The organism is Arthrobacter sp. FW306-1B-G06A (genome assembly GCF_058781765.1).
The window spans coordinates 147,956-172,610 of record NZ_JBYSXB010000002.1 but is presented as its reverse complement, the minus strand read 5'-3'; the positions used below and the strand labels follow the sequence as shown (position 1 = coordinate 172,610).

The following is a 24,655-nucleotide window of genomic DNA, read 5'->3' as shown; positions in this document are numbered from 1 at the left end:
GTTCAGGCGGCGAGGCGCGCTTCGACCTCGGCTGCGGACGGGTTGGTGGCCGCGGTTCCGTCCGGGAAGAGGACCGTGGGGACGGTCTGGTTCCCGCCGTTCAGCTTCTCCACGAGTTCGGCAGTGCCCTCGACCTCTTCGATGTTGATCTCGTTGTAGCCGATGCCCTTGGCGTCCAGCTGCTTCTTCAGGCGGTTGCAATAACCGCACCAAGTGGTCGAGAACATAGTGATGGTGCCGGATTCGGGGGTGAAGTCCACGGATTCTCCTGCCGTCGTTGTTTTGAACTACTCGCATCAACGGTAACCCGGCAGGCACTATTCCTTCGCGCGCATGTGTCACATGACACGCAAGGGCGAATCGGTCATGGATTTGGGCGCGCGGTCCTAGAGCGACTCTTCGACGGTGACGCCGGACTGGAACTCACGGCCGTCGGCTTCACTGAAGGCCGTCATCACATGTCCCTTGCCAAGGCCGTTGATCGCCGAGAGGGGGAAATGGCCGGTAATAGTGTTCCCCGAGTGCTCAACACCCTTCAGGTCGTAGTTCTCTTCGGCGCTTTGGTCGTGGTTAAAGGAGAAGAAGGCGATCGCCTCCCCGTTCATGAACTCGATACCCAGTCTTCGCTGAGAGGAATAGTCCGGAGTCGCCGCGACCAGGCCTACGACATAGGCGCCGGAACCAGGGATGTTGCCCTCGATCTCGAACTTCGCCACGAGCGTGGCTTCCGTGGCGGTTACGCTGGCCTGCTTCAGAAGTGCCTCATGGATGCTCATGGCTCAATCCTGCTCTGTGCGACCTCCGCCGTCCACCCCTGATTCGGGTTTTGTCAGAGCCCCGCCGCCGGCCGGATCCTCTCGGGCCCGCGGCCAAAATCCGTCTTGACCAGCCGGAAGACCTGCCGATACAGGTACCGGCAGGGCCTCCCTCACGGCCGGGAAGGCTTCTAGGGTTGAGGGCGTGGATAACCCGAATGGAAGCATGAAGCGATTGCTCGTCCCGTCTGCGGCGCTGTTGTGGGGGTTCCAGTTTGCGTTTCTCAACCCCGCGCTGGCACTCCTGCTGGTGGCGCTCTTCAATGCCACCCCGGCCGAGGTGGGGTGGGTCCTCGCGGTCTACAATGCCAGCGGCTTCGTAGCTTCCCTTCTTGTGCCGGCGTATGCCGACCGTGCAAACGACTACTTGCGCCCCATGCTGGCCTGTGGCGTCCTGACCCTGGCGCTGTCCACCCTCCTGGCCGTGAGCACTTCGCTGCCGCTCGCCGTCGTGGGCTTGATAGTCCTTGGCGGCCCGGCAGGGGTCGGAAGCTCGCTCTTGTTCGCCCACCTCAGGCACTCAGGCGCCGGAATGAGCGACGTGATGAACACCCGCGCGATTGTCTCTTTCGCCTGGGTCGCGGGACCGCCCCTCGCGACATTCATCATGGGCACGCTGGGCAATCGGGCCATCCTGCTCGCGCTTGGTGTGGTGGCCGTCCTCAACGTCGCCACGACTGCTGCCATGATTTCCCGACGGCGCGCTGCCTCCGACGAGAATCGTCCCAAGGCCCATGCCGAAGAGGATGGGCACCCGTTCTCGAAATTCGGGGTCGCCGCCGTCGTCTTCGCCTTTGTCGCCTTGCAGGCCACCAACAGCGCCGCTGTGTCCATCATGAGCCTGTTCGTGACCCAAGGGCTCGGTGTGGATGTCATCTGGGCGGGCATCGCGCTTGGCGTGTCGGCCGCGCTTGAGATACCTGCGCTCTTCCTCATCGGGCGGCTGGGGCGCCGCTACTCCAGCCGGGCGCTCATCGCCTCCGGATGCGTGGCCGGGATCGCGTACTACGCGGGCATGGCCTATGTCTCCAACCCTGCCACCCTGATTGCGCTCCAGGTCCTGAATGCCTGGTTCTTCGGGATTGTGGCGGGCGTGGGGTTGACGTTGTTCCAGCGGCTGATTCCCCGTCCCGGCGTGGCTTCGGGGCTCTACACCAACACGCGGCGCGTCGGCGCTATCGTCTCGGGCCCCATCATCGCTTTGGGATCGACGACGGCGCTCGGCTACCAGGGCATCTTCGCGGCTTGCGCCGCACTCACGGTCTTGGCGCTGGTAGTCATTGTGCTGGCCGGGCGGACGTCGCGGCGAATGCCGCCGAAGGAGCGTCCTGCTGGCCCTGCGCCAACCCATGACGCTATCGCTTGAGCCTTACGACGCGCAGGAGGATGCCTGCCGCGAACATGAGGACGCCCAGGGCCGCCGATAGCGGCGGGAGCGTGCTCACGAGGACCACACAGGCCAGGGCTCCGAACACCTGGAGCGCTTTGGGGTATCGGCGGTCTTCGGCCGGCTGGGTATACGCCGCAATATTGGCGACCAGGTAGTAGATGAGGACGCCGAACGAGGAGAAACCGATCGCGCCGCGCAAGTCGGCGAACGCGACGATCACGCAGATCACGACGGCGAGAGTGACCTCGGCCCGGTGCGGGACACGGTACCGGGGGTGGACGGCGGCGAGCCAGTGCGGCAGGTCGTGGTGCCTGGCCATTGCCAGGGTGGTCCGGCCCAAGCCCGCGATGAGGGCCAACAGTGCACCGAGGGAGGCGACGGCGGCTCCCGCGCGGACCGCCGGGACGGCCCAGGCTAAGGTCCCGGCTCCGACCGCGGCAGCGAGCGGCGTCGGGGTGGCAGCCACACCGTCCGGGCCGAGCGCGGCAAGGAGAGTCACGGCGATGATGGCGTAAATGACGACGGCGATGCCCAAGGCGATCCCGATGGCACGCGGAATCGCCCGGCGGGGGTCCCGGACTTCCTCTCCCATCGTGGCGATCCTCGCGTAGCCGGCGAAGGCGAAGAACAGCAACCCTGCGGATTGAAGGATCCCGTACCAGCCGTGCGAAAGCAGTCCGTCCCCGGGGATGTTGGCCGGAGACGGGGCAGAGCCGCCCCAAGACGCTGCCACCCCGACGGCGAGGGCCGCCAGCACTGCGAGAACCAGAATGCGGGTCAGGTCAGCCGTGCGGGTCACCCCGTGATAGTTCACCGCGGCGAGGACGACGACGGCGGCGATGGCCACGGGACGTTCCCACCCGGGAGGGGCGGCGTAGGCGGCGAATGTCATGGCCATGGCCGCCGCGCTGGCGGTCTTGCCGATGACGAATCCCCAACCGGCCAGGTATCCGGCCCAGGGTCCCAGCCGTTCACGGCCGTAAATGTAGCTTCCGCCCGACGTCGGGTACGCGGCGGCGAGCTGGGCGGAGGACGTCGCGTTGCAGAATGCCACAGCCGACGCGATGACGAGCCCGATCAGCAACCCTGATCCTGCGGCGGAAGAGGCAGGAGTGAAGGCGGCGAACACGCCGGCGCCGATCATCGAGCCCAATCCGATCACGACCGCGTCGAAGGTACCCAGCCGACGGGCCAGGCCCTGGGGGTTGCTCATGGGACTAGGACTTCCCCGTGACTGTCAGGACGATGAGGACGCAATTGAGTCCCACGATCAGTGCAGCGCTGGTCCACCCGGCAATCCTCAATGGCGTGGAATCCGTGTGGATGCCCATGACTTCGCGCTTGCCGGTGAGCCGGATCAGCGGAATCAAGGCGAAAGGAATGCCGAAGCTCAGCAGGACTTGGCTCAGCACGAGTGCCAGCGTGGGTTCGATGCCCGCGCCGAGAATGGCCAGCGCCGGGACCAGCGTAACCACCCGGCGGAGCAGTAGGGGTATTCGGATCTTAAGGAGCCCGCCCATGACCGTTGCTCCGGCGTAGCATCCGACGGACGTTGAAGCGAGGCCTGAGGCAAGCAAACCGATACCGAAAGCCACGCCGATGATCGGACCAAGGGCAGATGTCACAGCTGCATGGGCACCGGCGATCGTGTCGGTTCCTTCGACTCCCCGCAGGCTGGACGCGGCCAAAAGGAGCATGGCGATGTTCACGACCCCGGCAAGCACCAAAGCCCCCACGACGTCCACGCGGGTGATCTTGATGAGCCTCGTCCGTTCAGCGGGGTCCTCCGAGAAACCATGCCGGTCGCGGGCCAGGGCTGAATGCAGGTAGATCGCATGCGGCATGACCGTGGCGCCGAGCATGCTCGCGGCAAGAAGGACAGTGTCCGTGCCCTCGAATCGCGGCACCAGACCCGCCAGTACGCCACCGGTCTCCGGGGGATTGACGAAGAGACCCGACACGAAACCAACGGCGATGACGGCCAAGAGCATCATGATGGCGTATTCAAAGGACTTCTGGCCCCGTGACGACTGGAGCGCCAGGAGCAACATGGAAGCCACTCCGATGATGATGCCGCCCATGAGAAGTGGCAGTCCGAAGAGGAGGTTGAGGGCCACGGCTCCGCCGATGACTTCGGCCATGTCGGTAGCCCCGGCCACCACCTCTGCCTGGACCCAGAACAGTCTGCGACGGTGGGTTCCCAAGCGTTTGCCCAGGAGCTCAGGAAGGCTGTGCCCGGTGGCCAATCCAAGTTTCGCCGATTGGTACTGCACCAGGACCGCCATGATGTTCGCCGCTACCAGGACCCACACGAGGAGGTAGCCGTAATTCGCTCCCGCGGTGAGGTTTGCGGCGACGTTGCCCGGATCGACATAGGCGATCGCAGCCACGAAAGCCGGCCCCAACAGGAGCAGCCGGGACTTCCACCGGGGTTTGCTCGCCGGTCGCTCAACAATCGTGGCAGCCATGGTTTCCTCAACAGCGGGGATACGGACATGATGAGGATACCGTTAAGTTAGGCATACCGAAAAGTAGTTTTTAGGTGCAGCTTGATAAGGCACGCGCTTTGCCCAACTGACTGGCAGTAAGTGTCGCTTTGAGCCCTCAAAACGACATCAACTGCGAGTTAGTTGGGTGCGGCTCAGGCGTGGGTGGGTTCTTCCACCAATGCCGTGGCGATGCTGTCCGCGTCATCGAGTGCGGCGAGGTACCGTTCGGCATCCAGGGCCGCGGCGCAACCCGTGCCGGCGGCCGTAATGGCCTGGCGGTAGCGGTGGTCCACGGCGTCGCCGCAAGCGAAAACTCCGGAGAGGTTGGTAACAGTGGTGGGGGAATCCACCTTGATGTAGCCCTCGGCGTCGAGTTCCACCTGTCCTGCGACAAGGTCCGTCCGCGGGACATGTCCAATGGCCACGAATATGCCCGTAGCCGCATGTTCACGCGATTCACCGGATCGTGTGTCGGCCAGGGTAACCCCGGTAACCTTGGCGTCGCCGTGGATCGCCGTGATCGCCGAGTTCCATGCGAAGCGGATTTTCGGATTGTCCTTGGCCCGTTGGGCCATGATCCGGGAGGCCCTTAGCTCTTCCCTACGGACGACGACGGTCACGGTCTTCGCGAACCGGGTCAGGAACATCGCCTCTTCCATGGCGGAGTCGCCGCCCCCCACCACGATGATTTCCTGTTCGCGGAAGAAGAAGCCATCGCATGTGGCGCACCATGAAACGCCGTGTCCGCTCAGCCTCTTCTCTTCGGGCAAGCCGAGTTCTTTGTAGGCGGAACCGGTCGCAAGGATTACGGCCGGTGCCTCGTGGGTGTCGCCGGAGCCGGTGACCACGCGCTTGAGGTGCCCGGCCAGCTGGACTTGAGTGACGTCGTCGAACACTATCTTCGCGCCGAAGCGCCCGGCTTGTTCCTGCAGGCCATCCATGAGCTCGGGTCCCTGGATTCCGGCGGGGAATCCGGGGAAGTTTTCCACCTCCGTGGTGTTCATCAGCGCGCCGCCGGCGGTGACTGATCCAGCAAGGACGAGGGGGCTCAGGCCCGCCCGGGCGGCATAGATTGCCGCGGTGTAACCGGCGGGGCCGGATCCAATGATGATCAGTTGTTCTTTGCTCATGGGACAAGTGCAACAAGGTCGGGGGATTCAATCAAGGGCTCGTCAATCCATGTGCATAATGGGTGAATGTTCAGCGAAGCCGGAGCCGTCCTGATCCGGCCCATGAATCCCGAGGATTGGCCCTCGGTCCGTGCGATTTTCACGGAGGGTATCGAGACCGGGCAGGCAACCTTTGAAGCGGCAGCCCCGGACTGGGAGCAGTTCAACGCGGGCCGCCTTCCCGATCACCGATTCGTCGCTGTTGCATCCGGCCTCGTGGTGGGGTGGACTGCTGTTTCCCCTGTGTCTGCGCGCCCGGCATATGCCGGTGTCGTCGAACACTCGGTCTATGTCGCCGGTTCTGCGCGCGGACGGGGAGTTGGAGGCCTGCTGTTGAAAACGCTGGCTGCGTCGACCGAAGAGCACGGCATCTGGACCATCCAGTCGAGCATTTTCCCCGAGAACCAGGCCAGCATCCGCCTTCACGAGGCCAACGGATTCACCATTGTTGGCCGTCGCGAACGCATCGCACGCATGAGCACAGGGCCCCTTGCCGGCCAATGGCGCGACACGCTCCTGCTTGAACGGCGCTCACGCCGGGTCTGAGCAGCGCGGCCTGAGGGGGGCCGAGGGTGGCTTATGGCACTTGGCAGAGGCCGTTGAGGGCCGCCCACTGGAGGAGCATGATCGACTTTCCGTCCACGATCCGGCCGTCGTTGATCATGGCGAGAGCGTCGGCGAAGGCAATCTCGATGGTTTCGATGTCCTCGCCCTCCGCGGCTACTCCGCCGCCGGGGCCTGTCTGGTCCGCCGGGGTGTAGGGCGCGACGTAGAAGTGCAGCCGTTCGGTGACAGATCCGGGGCTCATGTATGCGTCGAAGACGTGCCGCAGCGTTCCGACGTCGACGCCGAGTTCCTCGCTTGCCTCGCGCCGGATGGCCGTTTCGGGATCGTCGTCGTCCAGCAATCCGGCAGCAGCCTCGATCAGCATGCCGTCCGGATGATCGTTGACATAGGCCGGGAAGCGGAACTGCCGCGTGAGCAGAACCGTGCCCCGGCCGGCGTCGTACAACAGAATCGTCGCGCCGTTCCCGCGATCGTAGCTTTCGCGTTGCTCGGTGACCCATCGGCCGTCCCTGCGGCGGTAGTCGATGGTGGTGCGACGCAGCACGTGCCAACCGTCGGAAGTCACTTCGACGTCGCGCACCACCACGGCGGGATTGCGGTCGAGGCCCCGGCCTGCCTGGTCGAGGCCGGTGCGGCCGCGGTGGTCGGGGACATCAATTCCAGGACGCAACGTCGTGGGAGGGGCATCGATTCTCGGAGTCATCCCGCTAGAATAGTGCATGATCGTGCAACATCAGGAAGGAACGCGCATGCTTGCTGCCGAACGGCACCAATTTCTCCTCTCGCGGCTTGCGGCCGATGGCAAGGTGATCGCCAAAGACATCGCCCGTGAACTCGGCCTGTCCGAAGACAGCGTGCGCCGCGATCTGCGCGAGCTTGCCGCGGCCGGGCTCTGCCAGCGTGTATACGGCGGTGCGCTGCCGGCTTCTCCTGCGATTGCAGACTATGCCACCCGCGCTACGGTCGAGCCGGAGAGCAAGGGTCGCATTGCTGCCTGCGCCGCTTCGATGATCCAGCCGGGTTCCGCCGTGATCCTCGACGGCGGCACCACAACCCTCGCGGTGGTCCACGCGCTGCCGGCGGAGCTCGACTGCACTGTGATTACCCACAGTCCGACCATCGCCTCGGCGCTTGTCGAGCATCCCCTCATCGAGGTGTTCCTCCTCGGGGGCCGCTTGTTCAAACACTCTGCCGTGACCTGCGGGGCTGCGGCCGTCGAGGCCACCCAGGCCGTTTCCGCCGAGTTGTTCTTCCTCGGTGTCACGGGAGTCCACCCAGACCACGGGCTGACCACCGCCGACGCAGACGAAGCCGCCATGAAGCGTGCCCTCGCCGCCCGTGCGGCAGATACGTACGTCCTCGCGAGCGCCGAGAAGATCGGGGCCGTTTCGCGCTACTCGGTGTTGCCTTTCGCCAGCGTCGCCGGCCTCATCACCGATGCGCCAGCCAACGATCCCACCATGGGGGAGCTCTCGCGCCTTGGCGTCGCCCTTGTGGGCGCTGGATAAGCGGGCTTGCCCCTACCCGGACCGGTCCTCGTGTGCACGGGTGACGAAGTGTTCAACGCGCCGGTCCGGAACCAGCCAGATCATGGCCACGACGGTGTACGCGGCGACGGCGAGCAAAGGATGGAGGAAGCAGAGGCCAAGGCCGGCCACATAGATGAGCGGCGACGTCTTCCCCTTCCAGTCCCGGCCGATCGCCTGGGCCAGCGCACCCTGCCGGCCCTGGCGCCGGATCAACGACTGCTGCAGGACGTAGTAGGCAACGGCGGCGCACAGCAGGTTGAAACCATAAGCCAGCACCGGGACCTCGGCGAAGCCCGACTCATCCATCCAACGTGTGCTGAACGGGAAGAGGGATATCCAGAACAGCAAATGCAGGTTCGCCCAGAGAATTCGGCCGTTGACCCGATCCGCCAGATGGATCATGTGGTGGTGGTTGTTCCAGTAGATCCCCACGTAGACGAAACTAAGCAAATAGCTGAGGAATGTGGGAAAGACGCTCAGCAAGGCATGCCATGTCGGTTCCGCGGGCACCCGCAGCTCAAGCACCATGATGGTGATGACGATCGCGAGGACGCCGTCGCTGAATGCCTCAAGCCGGTTCTTGTTCATCGCATTGCCTTCATGGGGACATCATCGTTGCTGCGGACTCCCGCGGCCAAGAGATTACGCCCGCCCTTCCCGCCTAGCCCAGCGTGGAGGCATCAATGACGAAGCGGTACCGCACATCGGAGGCGAGGACCCGCTCGTAAGCGTCGTTGATCTTCTCGGCCGGGATGACTTCGATCTCGGCCCCCAGCCCGTGTTCGGCGCAGAACTCGAGCATTTCCTGGGTCTCCCGGATGCCCCCGATCGCCGATCCGGCGAACGAACGCCGGCCCCCGATGAGTGCGAAGGCGTTGACCGGCAGCGGTTCCGCCGGTGCGCCCACGTTCACCAGCGCGCCGTCGAGCGCCAGCAACTGAAGGTAGGAGCTGATATCGATCGGGGCGCTGACGGTGTTGATGATCAGGTCGAAGGTCCGCGCGAGCTTTTCGAAGGTGGCCGGCTCGCTCGTGGCGAAGTACTGGTCCGCGCCCAAACGCAGGCCGTCTTCCATCTTCTTGAGCGACTGGGACAGCACCGTCACCTCGGCGCCCATGGCGTGCGCGAGCTTGACGGCCATGTGGCCCAGCCCGCCGAGTCCGACCACGCCGACTTTCTTGCCCGGTCCGGCACCCCAATGCCGGAGAGGCGAATAGGTGGTGATGCCTGCGCACAGCAGGGGAGCGGCGGCGTCGAGCGCTATCCCTTCGGGGATCCGCACCACGAAGTCCTCGGTCACGACGACGTGGGTTGAGTAGCCGCCTTGGGTGATGGTGCCGTCGCGGTCAACGGCGCCGTAGGTCCCGGTCATGCCTTTCAGGCAGTATTGCTCCTCGCCCTTGCGGCAGTTCTCGCATTCGCGGCAGGAGTTGACCATGCAGCCGACGCCGACGCGGTCGCCGACCTTGTGGCGGGTCACGTCGGAGCCGATTTCGGTGACGATTCCGGCGATTTCGTGGCCGGGGGCGAGCGGGTAGGACTGCGGTCCCCAGTCGCCGCGGACTGTGTGGATGTCTGAATGGCAGATGCCCGCGTACTTGATCTCGATGAGCACGTCGTGGGCGCCGACGTCGCGGCGCTCAATGGTGGTCGGTGCGAGGGCTTCGCTTGCGGACGGGGCTGCGTAAGCATTGACGGTCAGCATTATTCTCCTGTTGGTGGACGGAGGATTGGCACTATCCATCCAACAGGAGAATTCCGACGTGAGGGAGTCCCTGCTGGTAGGGGTACTGGCAGGGACTCCCTCAACGGAATGGGATCCGTTGCGGACTAGCTGGCGCCGAGGAAGATCGGGTTCGTCAGCGCTGCCATGGGACCGAGCGGGATGACTGTTCCCATCTCCGTGCCGCTGCCGGATGTTCCGTCGATCTTCGGATGCCGGACCTCAACGCGCACGTAAGCCGCGAGCTGCGGGGTGGTGACCCAGGTGCTCGTTCCCTGGCCCGACGCGGGAAGCGTGACCTGCTGGGTCTGTCCTTCATCCGTGATGAAGCGTACGACGCCGTTCGGCACGCCGGCGATTTTCGCCGTCACCGTGACGGGGGCACCTGCCGCGACGTTGAGCCGCTCGCCCACGGTCGCGCTCTTGCCGCCGGACGTGACCTGGAAGTCCACCGAGACGTCAGCCGACTCGGCGATCCAGTTCCGGCCATTGCGGATGCCGTCCAGCAGGGCATCGCGGGACAACGCTGCGGCGTTGACCACGTTGTGCGGGAAGCCAATGACCTGCGGGACGCTGTGGGCGTCGCTGTTGCCCATCGCCGGGAGCCACCGGCCACCGGTACGGACGGAGTGCGCGAGCATCGAATCCCAGGTGTTGACGGAGGACTCGTCGTCCAGGGTCCACGGGCCCGTCCATACCTCAACCGCATCGGCGTCGTCATAGCCGAACTTCCAGCGGCAGGCGACATACGGGCAGTACGGGTGAGCCGGAACAACAATTCCGCCCGAGGCGTGGATCCGCTGGGCTTCCTGCTCGAACCCCTTGTCGCGGGCACGGTAGCGCCAGTCGATCCATTCGCCCGGCTCCAGGCCGAGCGCGAGGTAGTGGCCGTTGCGCGTGGTGACTTCCTCGCCCGTGAGGATGAGCAGGTCGTTGCCGGCAAGCGGCCCCCAGACGCCGTGCGATGCCGGCGTGTTGTGGTCCGTCGAGATCATGAAGTCGAGGCGCGCGGCGCGGGCGCCGGCTGCGACGTCCTCGGGCGTGCGCTTTCCGTCCGAGTAGACGGTGTGCAGGTGGGCGTCCCCGCGGTACCAGCCTGCGCCGCGGCCGGCAACCTGCTGCGGCGGATACTGGGGCTTGAAAGGGGCGACGTCGGGTCCGTACTCAAGCGTGACGTTCACCGTGTAGTCAAGGCCCTGCTCGGCCACCTGGTACGGGCCAAGAACGACGTTCCACGTGCCCTTCCCAATCGGCCCCGGCAGGTAACCCGGCGTCGTGTCGCCGGCGCTGATGCTGAATTCGGTGCGGAAACCACCGGACCAGCCGCGGAATCCCTTCCCGGCGAGGTCGGTACCCTTCTCATCGAAGATTCCAATGTCGCAGGCGTTCGTGAGAAGTCCGGAGGCCACCTGGGGCTTGCTGTAGGTGTACGAAACGCTGATCTTGTTGACGCCGGCCGGGACCTCGATCGGCAAATAGACGAAGTCCGCTGCTCCCGGATCCAGATGGCCGGTGATCGTCTTGCTCTTGCTGGTTCCGGTAGCGGCTGCCGCGAACGAAACCGGGGCCAGGGTCAGAGCCGCGCCGGTCAGTGCGGCGGCCAGGAAGCCGCGCCGGGTAGAGGAAAAGGAGACATTGTCGCCCGAATGGGCTTTGCATGGTGAAGTCACTCACTCGATGTTGCACACCGTTACTGAACAGTAGGCAACGGAACCAAGAACGCAGCATGAAAGCGGAGCGTCAGCAAGCGGAGTCCATTCAGTGGACCCGTCGTCAATTGGCCCTTGCCACGAGCCATGCCCGGCCTTACTGTTCTTGGCATGCACCAAGGGCTGGGGCGACGGCGCAACCATTCCCATGTACCGAACAGGACGGTGTTTTAGATGTGCGATATTCCGGGTTTGATCAGTCGCCTTGAAGCCCAAGACCTCGCTCGATTGCGCGAGGCAGGCAAAGAAAAGCCCCTGGAACCGGGGATGATCGCCGCTATTGATGCCGCGGCCGGCGGGCCGGGCGAGGGCCGCGGGTACTACGTGGTCAGCGGTTCCCTGTATCCGATCGAAGCCAGGGACTACCACCTCAGGGAAGATGTGGCGGAGGCGCTGTTCGCGGCGGAAGGAACATCCGTAGGCGCCACGGCCTAGGCCCGGGGACGCCGTAACCCAAGCCGCAGGCACCGGCCCACACTGGAAAAAACAGGTGGGCCGGCGTTGTGGTCTGGAGGGTGCTTGTGACTACAGCGCGCCCAACAGCTCCTGCATTTCCTTGATCTCGGCCTCCTGCGCCGTCACGATGTCCTTGCCGAGTTTGAGGGCATCGGCGTTCTTACCGTCGGTGCCTTCCTTCTGCGCCATGGCCACGGCCCCTTGGTGGTGGGCGATCATGTGGGTCAGGAACAGCCTGGCTGCATCCCGGCCTTGGGCGGCCTCGAGTTTCGTCATGTCCTCGTTGTCCACCATTCCGTTCATGGTGTGGCCGCCCGACATCCCCGCGGGCTCGTTCCAGTCCTTGAGCCAGCCGGTCATCTTCTCGATCTCCGGGCCTTGGGCTGCCTTGATCCTGCCGGCGAGCGCAGTCACTTGGGCAGGGATGCCGTTCTTGGCGAGTATGACGTCGCTCATCTGGACGGCCTGGGCATGGTGGGGGATCATCATCCGGGCAAACTCGGCATCCGCCGCGTTATGGTCTCCCGCGGTCGCCGCGGCCGGGGATGCGGCCGAACCAGACGAAGAGGCGCTTCCGTGGTCCATTCCCGGCATGCTGCTGCCGCCGGTTCCGGCCGAGCAGCCGGCGAGCGCGATTGCTGTGGCCACGGTAAAGGTGGCGAGGGTCAGGTTTTTTCTCATGGTTTTGGGGTCCTTCAATCAATCAGCCTGCAGAAGCGCGGCTGCGTGGGACGCGCACAGCAAGCCCACTGTGTGGGGCGGCGCGTCAGGGTGGAGTCTTGTGCAGCGGGCCGGCAGCCCGGTGCGGCGGTGGATTTTACGTGCGGCTGATGCAGAGATCGCCCGGGGAAGGACTACCCGGGCGATGCGAATATCCGGAGACCAGGGTACCGGCCTCTGACGTGCCCGCATTGGCGTAGGGCGGGACACCTGGTAGGGGTGCTGTCAGGGTGTTATGGCCCGGAGCGGGGACGCAGACGGCGTGCAGGGCCGACATCGTGGTGCACGTGCCCGGGCTTGCACACGACTGCGCCGGAGATGAATCCGCGTGCTGAACTATGTGCGACGGGCCGATGACAGTGGCGGGGCCCACGACGGCGGACTGGCCCATAGCCGGGGTGGCGTGCATGCTGTGCCCACCCGCCATGACATGCATCCCGACGATTCCGCCGATGATCGCGAGCAGTCCTGCCAACAGGCCCGTGCGGATGAGGAAGGCGGTGGCGCGGCCCCGTGAGGGGTCGGTCATGGTCTTCCTCCTTCCGTAGCTTGTTCGCCCGGTTCGCGGGCTTTACGACGGCTTCAACGAGTATAGGCGCCGTTCAGTTTCATTCTGCCGCACTCACCCTGCCATCGTCCGTCCTGTCATGGTCCTTGGTGGTTGCGCGGCTTTCGCGGCGGCGGCTTCGCGGGCCAGGAATGCTCCGAGTTCGCCGATGGTGCTCATCAAGGGAGCCGGGAAGACGACCGTGGTGTTCTTGTCCACGCCGATCTCCACCATGGACTGCAGGTTGCGCAACTGCAGGGCCAGTGGATGGGCCATCATGGTGTCAGAGGCCATGCCCAGCGCGGCAGCGGCCAGGGACTCGCCTTCGGCGGCGATGATCTTGGCGCGCTTTTCACGCTCGGCCTCGGCCTGGCGGGCCATGGCGCGCTTCATGCTGTCCGGCAGTTGGATGTCCTTGAGTTCCACGAGGGTCACTTCGACGCCCCATTCCAAGGTCAGTCCGTCCAGGATCTGGCGGATGTTGGCATTGATGACGTCCGTTTCTGCGAGCGTTTCGTCGAGCGTGTGCTGACCCACCACCTTGCGCAGCGTGGTTTGTGCGATCTGGTCGATCGCGGCGTAGACGTTTTCGATGGCCAGGACGGACTTGATGGCGTCCACCACCCGGAAATACGCGACGGCGGAAATGTCCAGGCTGACGTTGTCCCGGGTGATGATGCCCTGGGACTGGATCGGCATGGTGACGATCCGCAGGGAGACCTTCCTCAGGCGGTCGACGAACGGGATGATGATCACAAGGCCCGGGGTCCGGAGGCCCTGGATCCTCCCAAGCCTCAACAGGACACCGCGCTCATACTGCGTGACAATGTGGACGGCCATCGCAAACCAGATGACCAGCAGGACAATCAAGACAATCAGCCAGGTGATGGCGTCCGCTGTCATGGCCGCACACCGGCTTCGTCGCTAAGTGCTAATGCGTTCATGGCGGAGATCCTTCGGTGGCAGTGGAGGGAAAAGGGAGCCCACTTTCCGCAACGAGGCAGGCGAACCCGCTTACGTTGTATCTCCAGTAAATACCTTGGATTCGCCGAGTTGTAGGGCCACAAATGAGAGGAACGCCCCTCTGGGACGTTCCTCTCAATTTCGTGGCTTAGACCCTTTCGCGGGTCCGGTCGATAACCGGCTCCGGATCGTTCCTGAGCTCACGGTAGCGGCGTGGGAAGGCCCAGAACATGAAGTCCTTCGCGTCGACCTTGGGCTCAGGGCGTTCCTCGGGTTCCTGTGAGGCATCTTTCCTGGTGTCCCGCCGGAAATCCTTGTTGTAGCCGTAGCACATCACAGACCTCCTTCTAGCAACTGCCCTTTAATCGTCCTCCCGATTCGGCAAGCAGTCCACCTTTCAACGGCTGATCCGCTTATAGGCACAATGGAGGAGTGAAATCCCCACCCGTTCCCCGGAATGCCGCGCTCGCATACCGCCCTTTCGACCTGGACACCATCGGCGAGGGACTCGTCTTCGGAGAATCGCTGGGGGAACTCGCCAAAGCCCTCGATACAAGGGGAACGGCAGGAACCGCCGTCGTGCAAGCGCCCCCGGGGACCGGCAAGACGACGCTCGTGCCGCCCTTGCTTGCCAACATCCTGCTCGCCGACGGCGCGGCCGGCGCGGTGACCGGAAGGCAGCGCCCCCGGGTGATCGTGACCCAACCACGGCGGGTCGCCGCACGCTCAGCGGCACGGCGCCTCGCCGCTCTCGACGGCAGCCGGCTCGGCGAACGGGTCGGATACACGGTCCGCGGCGAAAGCCAGGCGGGCCCCGGGACCATGATCGAGTTCGTGACTCCCGGAATCCTCCTGCGCCGCCTGCTCGCGGATCCGGGGCTTGAGACCGCCGGGGCTGTGATCCTGGACGAGGTCCACGAGCGCGGCCTGGAGACGGACCTGTTGCTCGGAATGCTCATCGAGGTCCGCGAACTGCGGGAGGACCTCACGCTCGTCGCGATGTCCGCAACCCTCGACGCGCCACGGTTTGCCGCGCTGATTGGAGGCGCCGGAGAAGGCACAAGCGGAAAGCACGACGGCGGCGGGCCGGCACCCGTCGTCGACTGTCCGTCCGCGCTGCATCCCTTGACGGTGGACTGGGCGCCCGCGGCAGGTCCACGGTTGGACGGACGCGGCGTGACCCGCGCCTTCCTGGACCATGTGGCGGACACTGCCGCGTCGTCGTACGCGGACACCCTCGCCGCTGATCCGGACATCGACGCCCTGGTGTTCCTTCCTGGTGCGTGGGAGGTCTCCCACGTCGCGTCCCGGCTGCGCGCCAGACTGGCTGCAAGGGCCAGGGACGTGGAGGTATTGGAGCTTCACGGCCAGGCAAGCCCGGCGGAACAAGACCGGGCGGTCTCCGGCCGGGAGCCCGGCGGATCTCCCCGGATTATCGTCTCGACTGCCCTGGGCGAATCCTCCCTGACCGTTCCGGGAGTGCGGCTGGTCATCGACGCGGGGCTGTCCCGTGAACTGCGGCGCGACGCCAACCGCGGCATGTCCGGCTTGGTCACGGTCTCCTGCTCCCGAGCCTCCGCCGAACAACGCGCAGGACGCGCTGCACGCCAAGGGCCAGGGCGCGTGGTCCGCTGCTACGAGCACAAAGCATACGGCGCCGCACCGGCCCACCCCACACCGGAAATTGCGGCCGCCGACCTGACGGGCGCGGCCCTCGTCCTCGCGTGTTGGGGATCGCCGGGTGGCCGGGGGCTCGCACTTCCGGACTCCCCGCCCCAAGGCGCGATGGACGATGCCATTGAAGTGCTGCGGGAACTTGGCGCCATCGACGCGGACGGACTTGCCACGGACGTGGGGAAGACCCTGGCCCGGATCCCCGCCGATCCACGACTGGCCCGTGCATTGCTGGATGGTGCCGCCACTGTCGGGCACCGGGCGGCTGCCGAGGCTGTCGCCCTCGTGGCAGGGGATCAACGGGCTCCCGGAGCTGACTTGACGCGCCTGCTGGCCACACTCCGGGCAGGCAAGGACCCCGCGGCCCGGCGTTGGGCCGAGGATGTCCGCCGCATGGAGGCGATCGCACGCCAGGAGCGATCCGGCGTCGGGCCTTCCCTGACCGCACCGCCGAGCCTGCCTTCACTGGCGAGTCCTGCCGAAGCCTTGGGGTTCGTGGTCGCGCTTGCGTTCCCCGACCGTGTTGCGCGCCGCGTTCCAGGCACCGGCCCTGAACGCTACCTGCTGACGTCGGGAACACGTGCCGGGCTGCCGGCGGGCAGTCCGCTCGCCGGCCACGATTGGCTCGCTGTGGCCGAGGTATCCCGTGCGGACGGCCGGGATGCGGCAGGCACTGGCGCCGTCATCCGTTCCGCTGCACCTTTGGCGGCGGATGCGGCGGAAGCTGCCGCCAGCCACCTCCTGAGCGATACGGTGGAAGCCGAATTCACGCGGGGCCGCGTCACCGCCAGGCGGGAACGGCGGCTGGGTGCGATTCTGCTTTCGTCGACGCCCGTACGGCCCACCATCGACGACGGTCGCGCTGCCGTGGCCCGCGCCCTGGCGAAAGAAGGCCTGGGGACCATTGGCTGGTCGACGGCAGCCGATACCTTGCGCCGGCGACTGGCTTTGCTGCACAGGGAACTGGGCGATCCATGGCCGGACGTCTCCGAGCCAGCCTTGCTGGCCAGGCTGGAGAAGTGGCTGGCACCGGAGCTCGAAGCGCTCGCAGGAGGCGCTGCGACGAACGGGATCGACCTGGCCGAGCCGTTGCGGCGGCTTTTGCCGTGGCCCGAGGCGGCCCGGCTCGGTGAGCTGGCGCCGGAATGGCTTGAGGTGCCGAGCGGTTCCCGGGTGCGGATCGACTATCCGGACGTTGCCGACGACGACGGCCGGCCGGTCGTGGCGGTCAAGTTGCAGGAGTGCTTCGGCTGGGCTGCGACGCCGCGCTTGGTAGGCGGACGGGTGCCGGTGCTGTTCCACCTTCTTTCTCCGGCCAGGCGACCGCTGGCCGTGACAGATGACCTGGCCTCTTTTTGGTCCGGCCCGTACGCCCAGGTCCGTGCGGAGATGCGCGGGCGCTATCCGAAGCATCCCTGGCCCGAGGACCCGTGGACAGCGCCAGCAACGGCCAAGACCAAGCGGAAGATGTGACCCCGGCTTGCCGGTGGTTCCAGCTGGCTGGGAGGCGTTCACAGGCTTTTTCTTTAGGATGCCACGGTGATGAACATGGAATTGCGTCCCGCTGACCTTGTCAACGACTGGTGGCAGGCCGTGCTGCGGGGATTCACCACACAAGAGGTCCCGAACCTTGCGACCCCTGTTGTGCTGGGCATCCTGGCTGCTGCCGTCGTACTGAGCATCCCGCGCGCCACCTGGCGCTGGTTTGGTCTTTATGTGACCTTCGTGCATGAACTGGGCCACGCGTTCGCTGCCCTCATGACGGGGCGGGTCGTCCACGGGCTCCGGATCGGGCTGGACCACTCCGGACAGCTCCTGAGCAGCGGGCGCGGCAAATTCGGCGCAGCCTGGTCCGGGTTCTGGGGATATCCGAGTCCCGCGGTGGTAGGCGTGGCGCTCATCTGGTCCGTGTCGGCAGGGCGGTCCGGGGCAGCCATGTCCGTCGGCGCGCTGGTGTTGCTGCTCGCACTGATCTTTCTGCGGAACTTCACTGGAATCTTCGTGGCGCTCCTCAGTGCCGCGATTGCCCAGTTGCTTGTCATGTTCGCCACTCCCTCGACGGTAAGCCATGTGGTACTCGGACTTGGCATAGCCCTCGAGGTGGGCGCCGTGCGGGATTGGTTCAAGGTGGCTTCGGTCCACACCCGTCGGCGCGACCGGCTCGCGTCGTCGGATGCCTACATCCTGGCCCGGTCCACGGGGGTGCCGTCCTTGCTGTGGCTCGTGGCTTTCGCCGTTGTCATCGCAGCAAGCGCGGTGTTTTCCCTTCGCACGGTGTGGGGCATGCTCTCCTAAGGCTGCGGTTTCGGCACGGACTGGGTCGATTGCTCTTGCCGTGCGCCAGTCCAGGGTGTGGAATCGGTTAGCAAAGGACGCGGGGGATTCGGCTTCTACTCCAGGAGGTGCTCATGTCGGTGAAAGGCCCAGGCAGTGCGACGAAGGGGTCGAACCGGACCAACCCCGATCTTCGACGGGCGGACCCGTCCTCGGCGCCAGCCGATCGGCCCGAAAACATCCGCAACGTCGTCCTGATTGGCCGCTCGGGCGCGGGAAAGACGATGCTGCTCGAATCACTCCTTTACGCTGCCGGGGTGGTGAACCGCATGGGTTCGATCGTGGATGGCACCACCGTGAGCGACTCGGAGGCGACGGCCATCCACCAGCAGCGATCCATCGGGCTGTCCGCGGCGCCCTTGGTCTTCGACGACATCAAAGTGAACCTTCTCGACACCCCGGGCTACGCCGATTTCATGGGAGAGCTGCGCGCGGGGCTGCGTGCCGCGGATGCGGCTCTGTTCGTAGTGTCGGCCGTTGACGGCGTCGACGCCGGAACCACCGCCCTGTGGGGTGAATGCGAGCGCGTTGGCATGCCCAGGGCCGTGGTCATCAGCCGGCTTGACCATCCCCGGGCGAACTACGATGCCGTCCTGGCCGAATGCCGGTCCGCCTTCGGCGATTCTGTCCTTCCCCTTCATTTGCCGGTCCGCACCGCGGACGCTGTTTCCGGAGTGCTCGGGCTGCTTTCGGGCTCGGTGTCGGAGTACACCCCCGGGGAACCACGGCCCGCGGTCCGGGCGGCGACAGCGGCGGAACTGGCCGGCGCGGAAGGTGTCCGGGGGGAACTCATCGAGGGCATCATTTCCGAGAGCGAGGACGAGACCTTGATGGACCGGTACCTCGGCGGCGAGGACGTCCCCATCGATACCCTCGTGGAAGATCTGGAGACCGCGATCGTCCGGGGGACGTTCTTTCCGGTCCTGGCCAGCTCTTCCGTGACCGGAGTCGGCACGGCCGAACTCTTGGAAGTGCTGACCCGCGCCTTTCCGCCTCCGACTGGGCGAAGCCTCCCGACGGTGACTGACCTGGGCGGGACACCCTTGGAACCCCTGGCATGCGATCCGGACGGTCCGCTCCTTGGCGAAGTGGTGCGGACTACTGTTGACCCGTTCCTGGGACGGGTGTGCCTTGTCCGGGTCTTCTCAGGGACGCTGCGAGAGGACTCTGCCGTGCATGTGGGTGGACACGGCCTGGCTGAGCGCGGGCACCCCGACCACGACAGCGACGAGCGGATCACCCACCTGTACTCCCCGTTGGGCTCAAGCCTGCGGCCGGTGCAGTTCGCCGTGGCCGGAGACATTTGCGCGCTGGCGAAGGTGGCGAGCGCCGAAACGGGAGACACGGTTTCCGCGCGCGAGGCTCCACTGCTCGTGGAAACCTGGGACATGCCCGAGCCGCTGATGCCTGTGGCGATCGAAGCAGCCTCGCACGGCGATGAAGACGCGCTGTCCAAGAGCCTGGCCAAGGTCGCGGCGGGAGATCCGACCCTGAGGGTGGAGCGCAACTCCGAGACGCACCAGCTGGTCCTGTGGTGCATGGGGGAGGCCCACTCGGAGGCAGTCCTGGACCGTTTGCGCGAGCAGGGGGTGAAGCTGCAGACCGTGGATGTCATTACCCCGCTCCGGGAGACCTTTGCCGCCCAGTCCGCGGGCCACGGACGCTATGTCAAACAATCCGGCGGCCACGGACAGTACGCGATCTGCGATATCGAAGTGGAACCCCTTGAACGCGGGGGAGGCTTCGAATTCGTGGACAGGATTGTTGGCGGGGTCATCCCCGGCACGTATGTTGTGTCGGTCGAGAAAGGCGTCCGGGCCCAGATGAGCAAGGGGGTGCGGGCAGGTTTCCCGGTGGTCGACATCAGGGTGATCCTGGTGGGCGGCAAGACCCACAGCGTCGATTCATCGGACGCGGCTTTCCAGGCCGCTGGCGCTTTGGCCTTGCGGGAAGCCGCCGCGGCGGGCAGCATTCAACTGCTCGAACCGATTTCGGCCGTGACGGTCCTTGTGGCCGACGAGCACGTGGGCGGGGTCATGAGCGATCTGTCCTCCCGCCGCGGGCGCGTCACCGGGACGACATCCGTGGGCGGAGAGCGCACGGAGATCAGCGCCGAAGTGCCGGAGCAGGAACTGCTGCGGTACGCGATCGTGCTGCGGGGACTGACGGCGGGCAGCGGTCGATTCCGCCGGGAGTACTTGCGGCACGAGCCGTTGCCGCCCGGCATAGCCGTCGCCTCGGCGAAAGCCTGAGGCTCAAAGTCTCCTTCCAGGTCAGCGGTTCTTGCGAAGGAACGCTGAAACGGGAGGTGCCAATGAGGCCCCCACCTCCGCAGCGCTCTTCTTGACTCCCGCGCGGCCAAAGGAATGGTCGCCGCCCTCCCACCACTCGATGGTGGCGGCGGGGCCGATCCGGGCCACCACGTTTTCGAGCAGCTCGGGCGTCGCGAAAGTGTCCCGCGTGCCCTGCAGGAAGAGCATCGGCAGCGTGAGCCCGTAAAGGTGCTCGTCACGGAGCTTCTCGGGTTTTCCGGGCGGGTGCAGCGGGTAGCCGAGATAGATGAGTCCCTCGGCGGGCATGCCTTCGGCCACTGCCATCGACGCCATGCGTCCACCGAAGGACTTGCCGGCCGCCCACAGCGGTTCTCCCTCCGAACGGGACGCGGCTTCCGCCATGACGGCCCGCCAGGCCGCGATAGCCGCGGGAGGCCGGTCGGGGAACTTCTTGCCGGCTTCCCGGTAGGGGAAGTTGAAGCGCAAGGTCGCGACGCCGTCGTCGTTCAAAGCGTGCGCGAGGCCGCCCAGGAACGGATGCTCCATGCCCGCCCCGGCCCCGTGGGCGAGAACGAGGGTCGCGACCGGTTTGTCCGGCCGGCCGTAGATACCGGAGACCGGTGTGCCGTCGACGTCGATCGTGACACTGGATTCGGCGGTACGCATGCTCACTCGAATCGGGAGGGATCGCCGGTGCCGCGCCTGACCACTTCCGCGGTGCCGCTCGAGAAGTCCACCACCGTGGTGGGCTCTGCGCCGGTGTCGCCGGAGTCGATCACGGCTTCCACCAGATTGTCCAGGCGTTCCTTGATCTCCCAGCCTTGGGTCAACGGCTCCTCCTCGTCGGGGAGCAGCAAGGTGCTGGAAAGGAGCGGTTCGCCCAGTTCGGCCAGGAGGGCCTGGACAAAATTATGGTCCGGAATCCGCACGCCTACCGTTTTCTTCTTGGGGTGCAGGAGGCGGCGGGGGACTTCCTTGGTGGCAGGCAAGATGAACGTGTAGCTACCCGGCGTCACGGCCTTGATGCTTCGGAACACATCGTTGTCGATCATGACGAACTGACCGAGCTGCGCGAAGTCCTTGCAGACCAAGGTGAAATGGTGCTTGCTGTCCAGCTGCCGGATCGAGCGGATCCGGTCGAGGGCTTCCCTGTTGCCGATTTGTGCGCCGAGCGCGTAGCAGGAATCGGTGGGATAGGCGATGAGCCCGCCGGACTGGAGGATATTCACCACCTGGGCAATTGCGCGTGGTTGGGGGTCCTGCGGGTGGACATCGAAGAATCTTGCCATGCCACGAGCTTACGGGCAGGCCGTACTTCAGGACAGGACATCCTTGCTGGTGAACTTGCCATAAGCCAACGCGCCGGCCGCCACGACGTAGGCCGCCTGCAGCAGGGCATTGTCGCCGAAGCTCGTCCACGAGATGGGTTGGCGCAAGAGGTCGGCGAAACCCAACCAGTAGTGGCTGAACAGCCACGGGTGCAGCCACTCCAATTGCGGCAGGTTGTCGGCCACTTGTGACACCACGGACAGGACGATCGTTGCGGCCATGGCCCCGACCGGCACGTCCGTGAAGGTGGATATTGCCAGCCCGATGGCGGAGAGCCCCAACAGTGACACAGCAATGTACGCGGCTATCAGCAGGGAACGCACCACTGATTCGCCGACGCCGATCGTGTCGCCGGAGAGCAGGGTAACGGGACCTACCGGGAAGAGCGCGACGCCGGCCAGCGCACCGGCGGCGGCCACCGTAAGGGTCGCTGCCAGGCAGAAAGCCGCGGCGGACGCGTACTTGATCAACAAGAGGCGGACGCGTCCGGCCGGGGCGACGAGCAAGTACCTGAGCGTGCCAAGGTTCGCTTCTCCTGCAATCGTGTCGCCTGCCACCACTCCGATCGTGAGGGGAAGGAACAAGGGCACGGAGACGATCATTGCCGTGACGCCGACAAAAAGCCCGTTCTGGGTGATGCGATCAAGGAACGGCGGACCACGCCCTGGCGCCACGGGATGCGAGCTCAGCTTGACCGCCGCGGCGATGAGGATGGGGATCGCCGCGAGCGCGAGGAGCATGGCCCATGTCCGCAGCCGCCTGAACAGCACAGAGAGCTCCGAGGCCATGAGTGACCACGAGCTTGATGGCCGGGTGTTTGTTACCAGGGCGCCCTGCGCGGCAGCCGTGACGTCGGTTCCGCGTTCAGCCGGCAATGTCGAAACCCTCTCCGGTCAGGGAGACGAAGCGCTCCTCCAGGCTGGCGTCCTCCACGCCGAAGCCCCGCACCCGGACGCCGTCGGACACGAGGGCAGCCACGATCGCCTCGGGAGCCACCCCGTACCCCGGCGGGCCGGTGCTGACGAGGCTCTGGCCATCGGCACCGTGCGATCCGGGCAGCGGCACTGACAGTTCCGATTGCAGGCCCAGCCTGGAGAGGACACGGACAGCGGCCTCAATATCGGGCGTGTGGAGCCGGATCGTGGCCGTTCCCGCGGCGCGCAGTTCGTGCAGTGTTCCTTGCGCCACGAGTTTGCCTACGCTCATGACACCCACATGGGTGCACATCTGTTCCACTTCCGCGAGGAGGTGGCTGGAGACGAACACGGTGGTGCCCCCGGCGGCGAGGGAGCGGACCAGGCAGCGCACCTCCCGGGTCCCTTGCGGATCCAGGCCGTTGGTGGGTTCATCGAGGACAAGCAGTTCCCTCGGCCGCAGCAGGGCATGTGCAATTCCCAGCCGCTGCTTCATCCCGAGCGAATAGGCGCGCACCTTTTTGCCCGCGGCATGGGACAACCCCACCCTCTCGAGCGCTTCATCCACCCGTGCGGCCCTGGTCCGCGGGGAGGCATGAAGATCGGCGCTGTCCAATCGCCGAAGGTTCGCCGCCCCGGACAGGAAAGGGTAGAAGGCCGGGCCTTCCACGAGCGAGCCCACGTTGGGCAGGACCGTTGCCAGTTGGCGCGGCATTTCGCCACCCAGAACCCGGATGCGGCCGTTCGTGGCGGCCGCCAATCCAAGCAGCAACCGGATGGTGGTGGTCTTGCCTGAGCCATTTGGACCGAGGAAGCCAAAGACTGAACCGCGCGGAACTGCCAAGTCGACGCCGTCGACGGCGGCCCGGTGACCAAAGCGCTTGCTGAGGCCTTGCGTCTCTATCGCCAGTTCAGCCGGCCGGGATGCCTCCGTCATTTCGTGGCGGCTGCGGCCTGCAACCGCTCAAGTGGCACCATTCCCGCGAAGACGCGGCCGTCGTCGAGCATCAAGACAGTTACCAGGCTGGTAGTCACTGCACGGCCGCCCGCTACCGGCTGGGTGAGCTGGGCCACCATCGGAGCCGAGCGGACATCGGCGGGCACGGTCCCCGAGGGCATGGCGATCACTGCGTCCCAGCCGGTTCCCGTGACTGTTGGCCGGCCCCCGGTTGCCTTTACCTGCGGTGCTTGCCCGGTCTTACCGGGGAGGGTACGCGGTTGCGGGGTTGCCTTCTCTTCCACGGCGGCACCGCGGGGCGGAGTGAAACTGAACAGGGCGGCGTCGGGCGCCGACAAGCTCACGTCAGTGAACGCGAGCGAAAAGGCCGCCGCGGCCTGGCCCCGTGCCCGCACCTCGACGCCGAGCGGCAGGCCGGAGGCGGAGTCGACGGCGATTGTCACGGAATCGACCAGCGTGCCGGTACTCCGCGGCTTGATCACCAGTTGGTAGGCCGTGCGGCCGGCCACCGTGGTTCCGTCGCCCACGGTCACGTCTGTTGTAGGCCCGACGGCGGCGAGGAAGTGCTGCGCGACGACATCAGGCGTGATCGCTCCGGGAGTAGGCGTCGCGCGCGGGGCCGCAGCGCGGGCCGGTTCGGCGGGCATCGTCATGTGCGCCGCACTGTTGTCGGCCGAGTTGTAGAGCCAGAGATCGTTGCCGTTGCGGACGAGGTCGCGCTCGGCGAGCATGTCCATCACCTGGAACCTGGCCTTGGCGGGGCCGTCCAGGTAGACCCGGACCGTGTGGGATCCGCTCAACAGTTCCATGACCGAAGCGGGGCCTTGGGTTGCCGTTGGCCCGACGGAGGGGAGCTGGGGGAGTCCCAGATCGGAACTCTGTTGAAGGGTTCCGGACAAAGCATGGACGTCGGCCCGGCCGATCATCGCGATGACTTCCTCTGCCGTTTTAGGAGGCAGGCTCGTCGCAGCTCCCGCCTGGTAGGAACCAGCGAGGGCCGCCGCAGCAAGGGCTACCGGAACCAGCGCGGCCGGCAACCAACGCAACCAAGGACGGGTCATGACAACCTCGCGAACCATCCACCATCGGCGAAGTT

General features: G+C 65.7%; 25 protein-coding genes. 7 read left to right on the top strand and 18 right to left on the bottom strand.

Translation table 11 applies throughout. The annotated features are described in order from the left end of the window. Positions 1–2 precede the first annotated feature (2 nt). On the bottom strand, positions 3–260 hold the full coding sequence (locus tag AC3WJM_RS01825) for a mycoredoxin (protein ID WP_059389319.1): 258 nt from the start codon (positions 258–260) through the stop codon (positions 3–5). 126 nt (positions 261–386) lie between these two features. Beyond that, positions 387–776: a hypothetical protein gene (locus tag AC3WJM_RS01820; RefSeq protein ID WP_059389318.1), complete on the bottom strand. Its 390-nt coding sequence runs from the start codon at positions 774–776 to the stop codon at positions 387–389. A gap of 205 nt (positions 777–981) precedes the next feature. Here AC3WJM_RS01820 and AC3WJM_RS01815 point away from each other — a divergent pair, with 205 nt between their 5' ends. Continuing rightward, entirely contained in the window at positions 982–2,181 is a 1,200-nt protein-coding gene (locus AC3WJM_RS01815) for an MFS transporter (protein WP_492271078.1), read from the top strand. Here AC3WJM_RS01815 and AC3WJM_RS01810 read toward each other — a convergent pair. The 3 genes from AC3WJM_RS01810 to trxB form a co-directional block, all read right to left on the bottom strand. After that, positions 2,171–3,418 carry an APC family permease gene (locus AC3WJM_RS01810; RefSeq protein WP_492271077.1) on the bottom strand — a complete coding sequence of 416 codons (1,248 nt, stop codon included), beginning with the start codon at positions 3,416–3,418 and terminating at the stop codon, positions 2,171–2,173. The two genes, AC3WJM_RS01815 and AC3WJM_RS01810, sit on opposite strands and share 11 nt — an antisense overlap. Positions 3,419–3,422: 4 nt before the next feature. After that, positions 3,423–4,673 (bottom strand): Nramp family divalent metal transporter, encoded by a 1,251-nt coding sequence (locus tag AC3WJM_RS01805; protein WP_492271076.1) that lies wholly within the window; start codon positions 4,671–4,673, stop codon positions 3,423–3,425. A gap of 173 nt (positions 4,674–4,846) precedes the next feature. After that, on the bottom strand, positions 4,847–5,824 hold the full coding sequence (trxB, locus tag AC3WJM_RS01800; protein WP_307052987.1) for a thioredoxin-disulfide reductase: 978 nt from the start codon (positions 5,822–5,824) through the stop codon (positions 4,847–4,849). Positions 5,825–5,890: 66 nt separating this feature from the next. Here trxB and AC3WJM_RS01795 point away from each other — a divergent pair, with 66 nt between their 5' ends. Continuing rightward, complete coding sequence (locus AC3WJM_RS01795) at positions 5,891–6,409, top strand: GNAT family N-acetyltransferase (RefSeq protein WP_332602096.1); 519 nt, start codon at positions 5,891–5,893, stop codon at positions 6,407–6,409. Positions 6,410–6,440: 31 nt separating this feature from the next. Here AC3WJM_RS01795 and AC3WJM_RS01790 read toward each other — a convergent pair whose 3' ends face one another. Then, entirely contained in the window at positions 6,441–7,133 is a 693-nt protein-coding gene (locus tag AC3WJM_RS01790) for an NUDIX domain-containing protein (protein ID WP_492271075.1), read from the bottom strand. Between the two features lie 16 nt (positions 7,134–7,149). Between AC3WJM_RS01790 and AC3WJM_RS01785 the strand changes: the two genes are divergently transcribed. Beyond that, positions 7,150–7,938, top strand: a complete 789-nt coding sequence (locus AC3WJM_RS01785; protein WP_492271074.1) for a DeoR/GlpR family DNA-binding transcription regulator — start codon at positions 7,150–7,152, stop codon at positions 7,936–7,938. Between the two features lie 12 nt (positions 7,939–7,950). Here AC3WJM_RS01785 and AC3WJM_RS01780 read toward each other — a convergent pair whose 3' ends face one another. The 3 genes from AC3WJM_RS01780 to AC3WJM_RS01770 form a co-directional block, all read right to left on the bottom strand. Further along, on the bottom strand, positions 7,951–8,547 hold the full coding sequence (locus AC3WJM_RS01780) for a TMEM175 family protein (protein ID WP_332602098.1): 597 nt from the start codon (positions 8,545–8,547) through the stop codon (positions 7,951–7,953). 73 nt (positions 8,548–8,620) lie between these two features. After that, entirely contained in the window at positions 8,621–9,664 is a 1,044-nt protein-coding gene (locus AC3WJM_RS01775) for an NAD(P)-dependent alcohol dehydrogenase (RefSeq protein ID WP_476910151.1), read from the bottom strand. A 125-nt stretch (positions 9,665–9,789) separates the two neighbouring features. Further along, on the bottom strand, positions 9,790–11,352 hold the full coding sequence (locus AC3WJM_RS01770) for a CehA/McbA family metallohydrolase (RefSeq protein WP_284988255.1): 1,563 nt from the start codon (positions 11,350–11,352) through the stop codon (positions 9,790–9,792). Between the two features lie 306 nt (positions 11,353–11,658). On the opposite strand from AC3WJM_RS01770, the gene AC3WJM_RS01765 reads away from it, so the two are divergent. Continuing rightward, complete coding sequence (locus AC3WJM_RS01765; RefSeq protein WP_492271073.1) at positions 11,659–11,826, top strand: hypothetical protein; 168 nt, start codon at positions 11,659–11,661, stop codon at positions 11,824–11,826. 90 nt (positions 11,827–11,916) lie between these two features. On the opposite strand, the gene AC3WJM_RS01760 is transcribed toward AC3WJM_RS01765, so the two are convergent. From AC3WJM_RS01760 to AC3WJM_RS01745, 4 genes are all read right to left on the bottom strand, one after another. Next, positions 11,917–12,528 (bottom strand): DUF305 domain-containing protein, encoded by a 612-nt coding sequence (locus AC3WJM_RS01760; protein ID WP_306959555.1) that lies wholly within the window; start codon positions 12,526–12,528, stop codon positions 11,917–11,919. Between the two features lie 136 nt (positions 12,529–12,664). Next, positions 12,665–13,096, bottom strand: a complete 432-nt coding sequence (locus AC3WJM_RS01755) for a hypothetical protein (protein WP_284988252.1) — start codon at positions 13,094–13,096, stop codon at positions 12,665–12,667. Between the two features lie 93 nt (positions 13,097–13,189). Then, the gene (locus AC3WJM_RS01750; RefSeq protein WP_059389307.1) at positions 13,190–14,017 is read right to left on the bottom strand and encodes a slipin family protein; all 828 of its coding nucleotides are present in this window, start codon (positions 14,015–14,017) and stop codon (positions 13,190–13,192) included. 208 nt (positions 14,018–14,225) lie between these two features. Further along, positions 14,226–14,411 (bottom strand): hypothetical protein, encoded by a 186-nt coding sequence (locus tag AC3WJM_RS01745; protein WP_492271072.1) that lies wholly within the window; start codon positions 14,409–14,411, stop codon positions 14,226–14,228. A gap of 98 nt (positions 14,412–14,509) precedes the next feature. Between AC3WJM_RS01745 and hrpB the strand changes: the two genes are divergently transcribed. The 3 genes from hrpB to AC3WJM_RS01730 all read left to right on the top strand — a co-directional run bounded on the left by hrpB (position 14,510) and on the right by AC3WJM_RS01730 (position 20,337). After that, a complete protein-coding gene (gene hrpB, locus AC3WJM_RS01740; protein ID WP_492271071.1) occupies positions 14,510–17,224 on the top strand; it encodes an ATP-dependent helicase HrpB in 2,715 nt (904 codons plus the stop codon). Positions 17,225–17,293: 69 nt separating this feature from the next. Next, positions 17,294–18,046 carry a M50 family metallopeptidase gene (locus AC3WJM_RS01735; RefSeq protein WP_492258961.1) on the top strand — a complete coding sequence of 251 codons (753 nt, stop codon included), beginning with the start codon at positions 17,294–17,296 and terminating at the stop codon, positions 18,044–18,046. Positions 18,047–18,159: 113 nt separating this feature from the next. After that, positions 18,160–20,337, top strand: a complete 2,178-nt coding sequence (locus tag AC3WJM_RS01730; protein ID WP_492271070.1) for an elongation factor G-like protein EF-G2 — start codon at positions 18,160–18,162, stop codon at positions 20,335–20,337. Positions 20,338–20,358: 21 nt separating this feature from the next. Here the strand turns inward: AC3WJM_RS01730 and AC3WJM_RS01725 are convergent, their stop codons facing one another. The 5 genes from AC3WJM_RS01725 to AC3WJM_RS01705 all read right to left on the bottom strand — a co-directional run bounded on the left by AC3WJM_RS01725 (position 20,359) and on the right by AC3WJM_RS01705 (position 24,620). Beyond that, complete coding sequence (locus AC3WJM_RS01725) at positions 20,359–21,024, bottom strand: alpha/beta hydrolase family protein (RefSeq protein ID WP_492271069.1); 666 nt, start codon at positions 21,022–21,024, stop codon at positions 20,359–20,361. 2 nt (positions 21,025–21,026) lie between these two features. Continuing rightward, positions 21,027–21,647, bottom strand: coding sequence for an L-threonylcarbamoyladenylate synthase (locus AC3WJM_RS01720; RefSeq protein WP_059389303.1), 621 nt, complete (start codon positions 21,645–21,647; stop codon positions 21,027–21,029). Between the two features lie 27 nt (positions 21,648–21,674). Continuing rightward, positions 21,675–22,475, bottom strand: a complete 801-nt coding sequence (locus AC3WJM_RS01715) for an ABC transporter permease (protein WP_306959564.1) — start codon at positions 22,473–22,475, stop codon at positions 21,675–21,677. A 76-nt stretch (positions 22,476–22,551) separates the two neighbouring features. Beyond that, complete coding sequence (locus AC3WJM_RS01710) at positions 22,552–23,538, bottom strand: ABC transporter ATP-binding protein (protein WP_492271068.1); 987 nt, start codon at positions 23,536–23,538, stop codon at positions 22,552–22,554. Next, on the bottom strand, positions 23,535–24,620 hold the full coding sequence (locus tag AC3WJM_RS01705) for a LolA family protein (RefSeq protein ID WP_307052997.1): 1,086 nt from the start codon (positions 24,618–24,620) through the stop codon (positions 23,535–23,537). The genes AC3WJM_RS01710 and AC3WJM_RS01705 overlap by 4 nt, the downstream gene beginning before the upstream one ends. Positions 24,621–24,655: the final 35 nt, after the last annotated feature.

Bases quoted from the DNA above. Each gene is read 5' to 3' on its own strand.
- AC3WJM_RS01810 (WP_492271077.1), bottom strand. From the start codon at position 3,418: ATGAGCAACCCCCAGGGCCTGGCCCGTCGGCTGGGTACCTTCGACGCG.
- AC3WJM_RS01745 (WP_492271072.1), bottom strand. From the start codon at position 14,411: ATGTGCTACGGCTACAACAAGGATTTCCGGCGGGACACCAGGAAAGAT.
- AC3WJM_RS01820 (WP_059389318.1), bottom strand. From the start codon at position 776: ATGAGCATCCATGAGGCACTTCTGAAGCAGGCCAGCGTAACCGCCACG.
- AC3WJM_RS01780 (WP_332602098.1), bottom strand. From the start codon at position 8,547: ATGAACAAGAACCGGCTTGAGGCATTCAGCGACGGCGTCCTCGCGATC.
- AC3WJM_RS01755 (WP_284988252.1), bottom strand. From the start codon at position 13,096: ATGACCGACCCCTCACGGGGCCGCGCCACCGCCTTCCTCATCCGCACG.
- AC3WJM_RS01720 (WP_059389303.1), bottom strand. From the start codon at position 21,647: ATGGCAAGATTCTTCGATGTCCACCCGCAGGACCCCCAACCACGCGCA.
- AC3WJM_RS01805 (WP_492271076.1), bottom strand. From the start codon at position 4,673: ATGGCTGCCACGATTGTTGAGCGACCGGCGAGCAAACCCCGGTGGAAG.
- AC3WJM_RS01710 (WP_492271068.1), bottom strand. From the start codon at position 23,538: ATGACGGAGGCATCCCGGCCGGCTGAACTGGCGATAGAGACGCAAGGC.
- trxB (WP_307052987.1), bottom strand. From the start codon at position 5,824: ATGAGCAAAGAACAACTGATCATCATTGGATCCGGCCCCGCCGGTTAC.
- AC3WJM_RS01790 (WP_492271075.1), bottom strand. From the start codon at position 7,133: ATGACTCCGAGAATCGATGCCCCTCCCACGACGTTGCGTCCTGGAATT.
- AC3WJM_RS01760 (WP_306959555.1), bottom strand. From the start codon at position 12,528: ATGAGAAAAAACCTGACCCTCGCCACCTTTACCGTGGCCACAGCAATC.
- AC3WJM_RS01715 (WP_306959564.1), bottom strand. From the start codon at position 22,475: ATGGCCTCGGAGCTCTCTGTGCTGTTCAGGCGGCTGCGGACATGGGCC.
- AC3WJM_RS01775 (WP_476910151.1), bottom strand. From the start codon at position 9,664: ATGCTGACCGTCAATGCTTACGCAGCCCCGTCCGCAAGCGAAGCCCTC.
- AC3WJM_RS01730 (WP_492271070.1), top strand. From the start codon at position 18,160: ATGTCGGTGAAAGGCCCAGGCAGTGCGACGAAGGGGTCGAACCGGACC.
- AC3WJM_RS01750 (WP_059389307.1), bottom strand. From the start codon at position 14,017: ATGACAGCGGACGCCATCACCTGGCTGATTGTCTTGATTGTCCTGCTG.
- AC3WJM_RS01725 (WP_492271069.1), bottom strand. From the start codon at position 21,024: ATGCGTACCGCCGAATCCAGTGTCACGATCGACGTCGACGGCACACCG.
- AC3WJM_RS01795 (WP_332602096.1), top strand. From the start codon at position 5,891: ATGTTCAGCGAAGCCGGAGCCGTCCTGATCCGGCCCATGAATCCCGAG.
- AC3WJM_RS01765 (WP_492271073.1), top strand. From the start codon at position 11,659: ATGATCGCCGCTATTGATGCCGCGGCCGGCGGGCCGGGCGAGGGCCGC.
- AC3WJM_RS01815 (WP_492271078.1), top strand. From the start codon at position 982: ATGAAGCGATTGCTCGTCCCGTCTGCGGCGCTGTTGTGGGGGTTCCAG.
- AC3WJM_RS01705 (WP_307052997.1), bottom strand. From the start codon at position 24,620: ATGACCCGTCCTTGGTTGCGTTGGTTGCCGGCCGCGCTGGTTCCGGTA.
- AC3WJM_RS01735 (WP_492258961.1), top strand. From the start codon at position 17,294: ATGAACATGGAATTGCGTCCCGCTGACCTTGTCAACGACTGGTGGCAG.
- AC3WJM_RS01785 (WP_492271074.1), top strand. From the start codon at position 7,150: ATGATCGTGCAACATCAGGAAGGAACGCGCATGCTTGCTGCCGAACGG.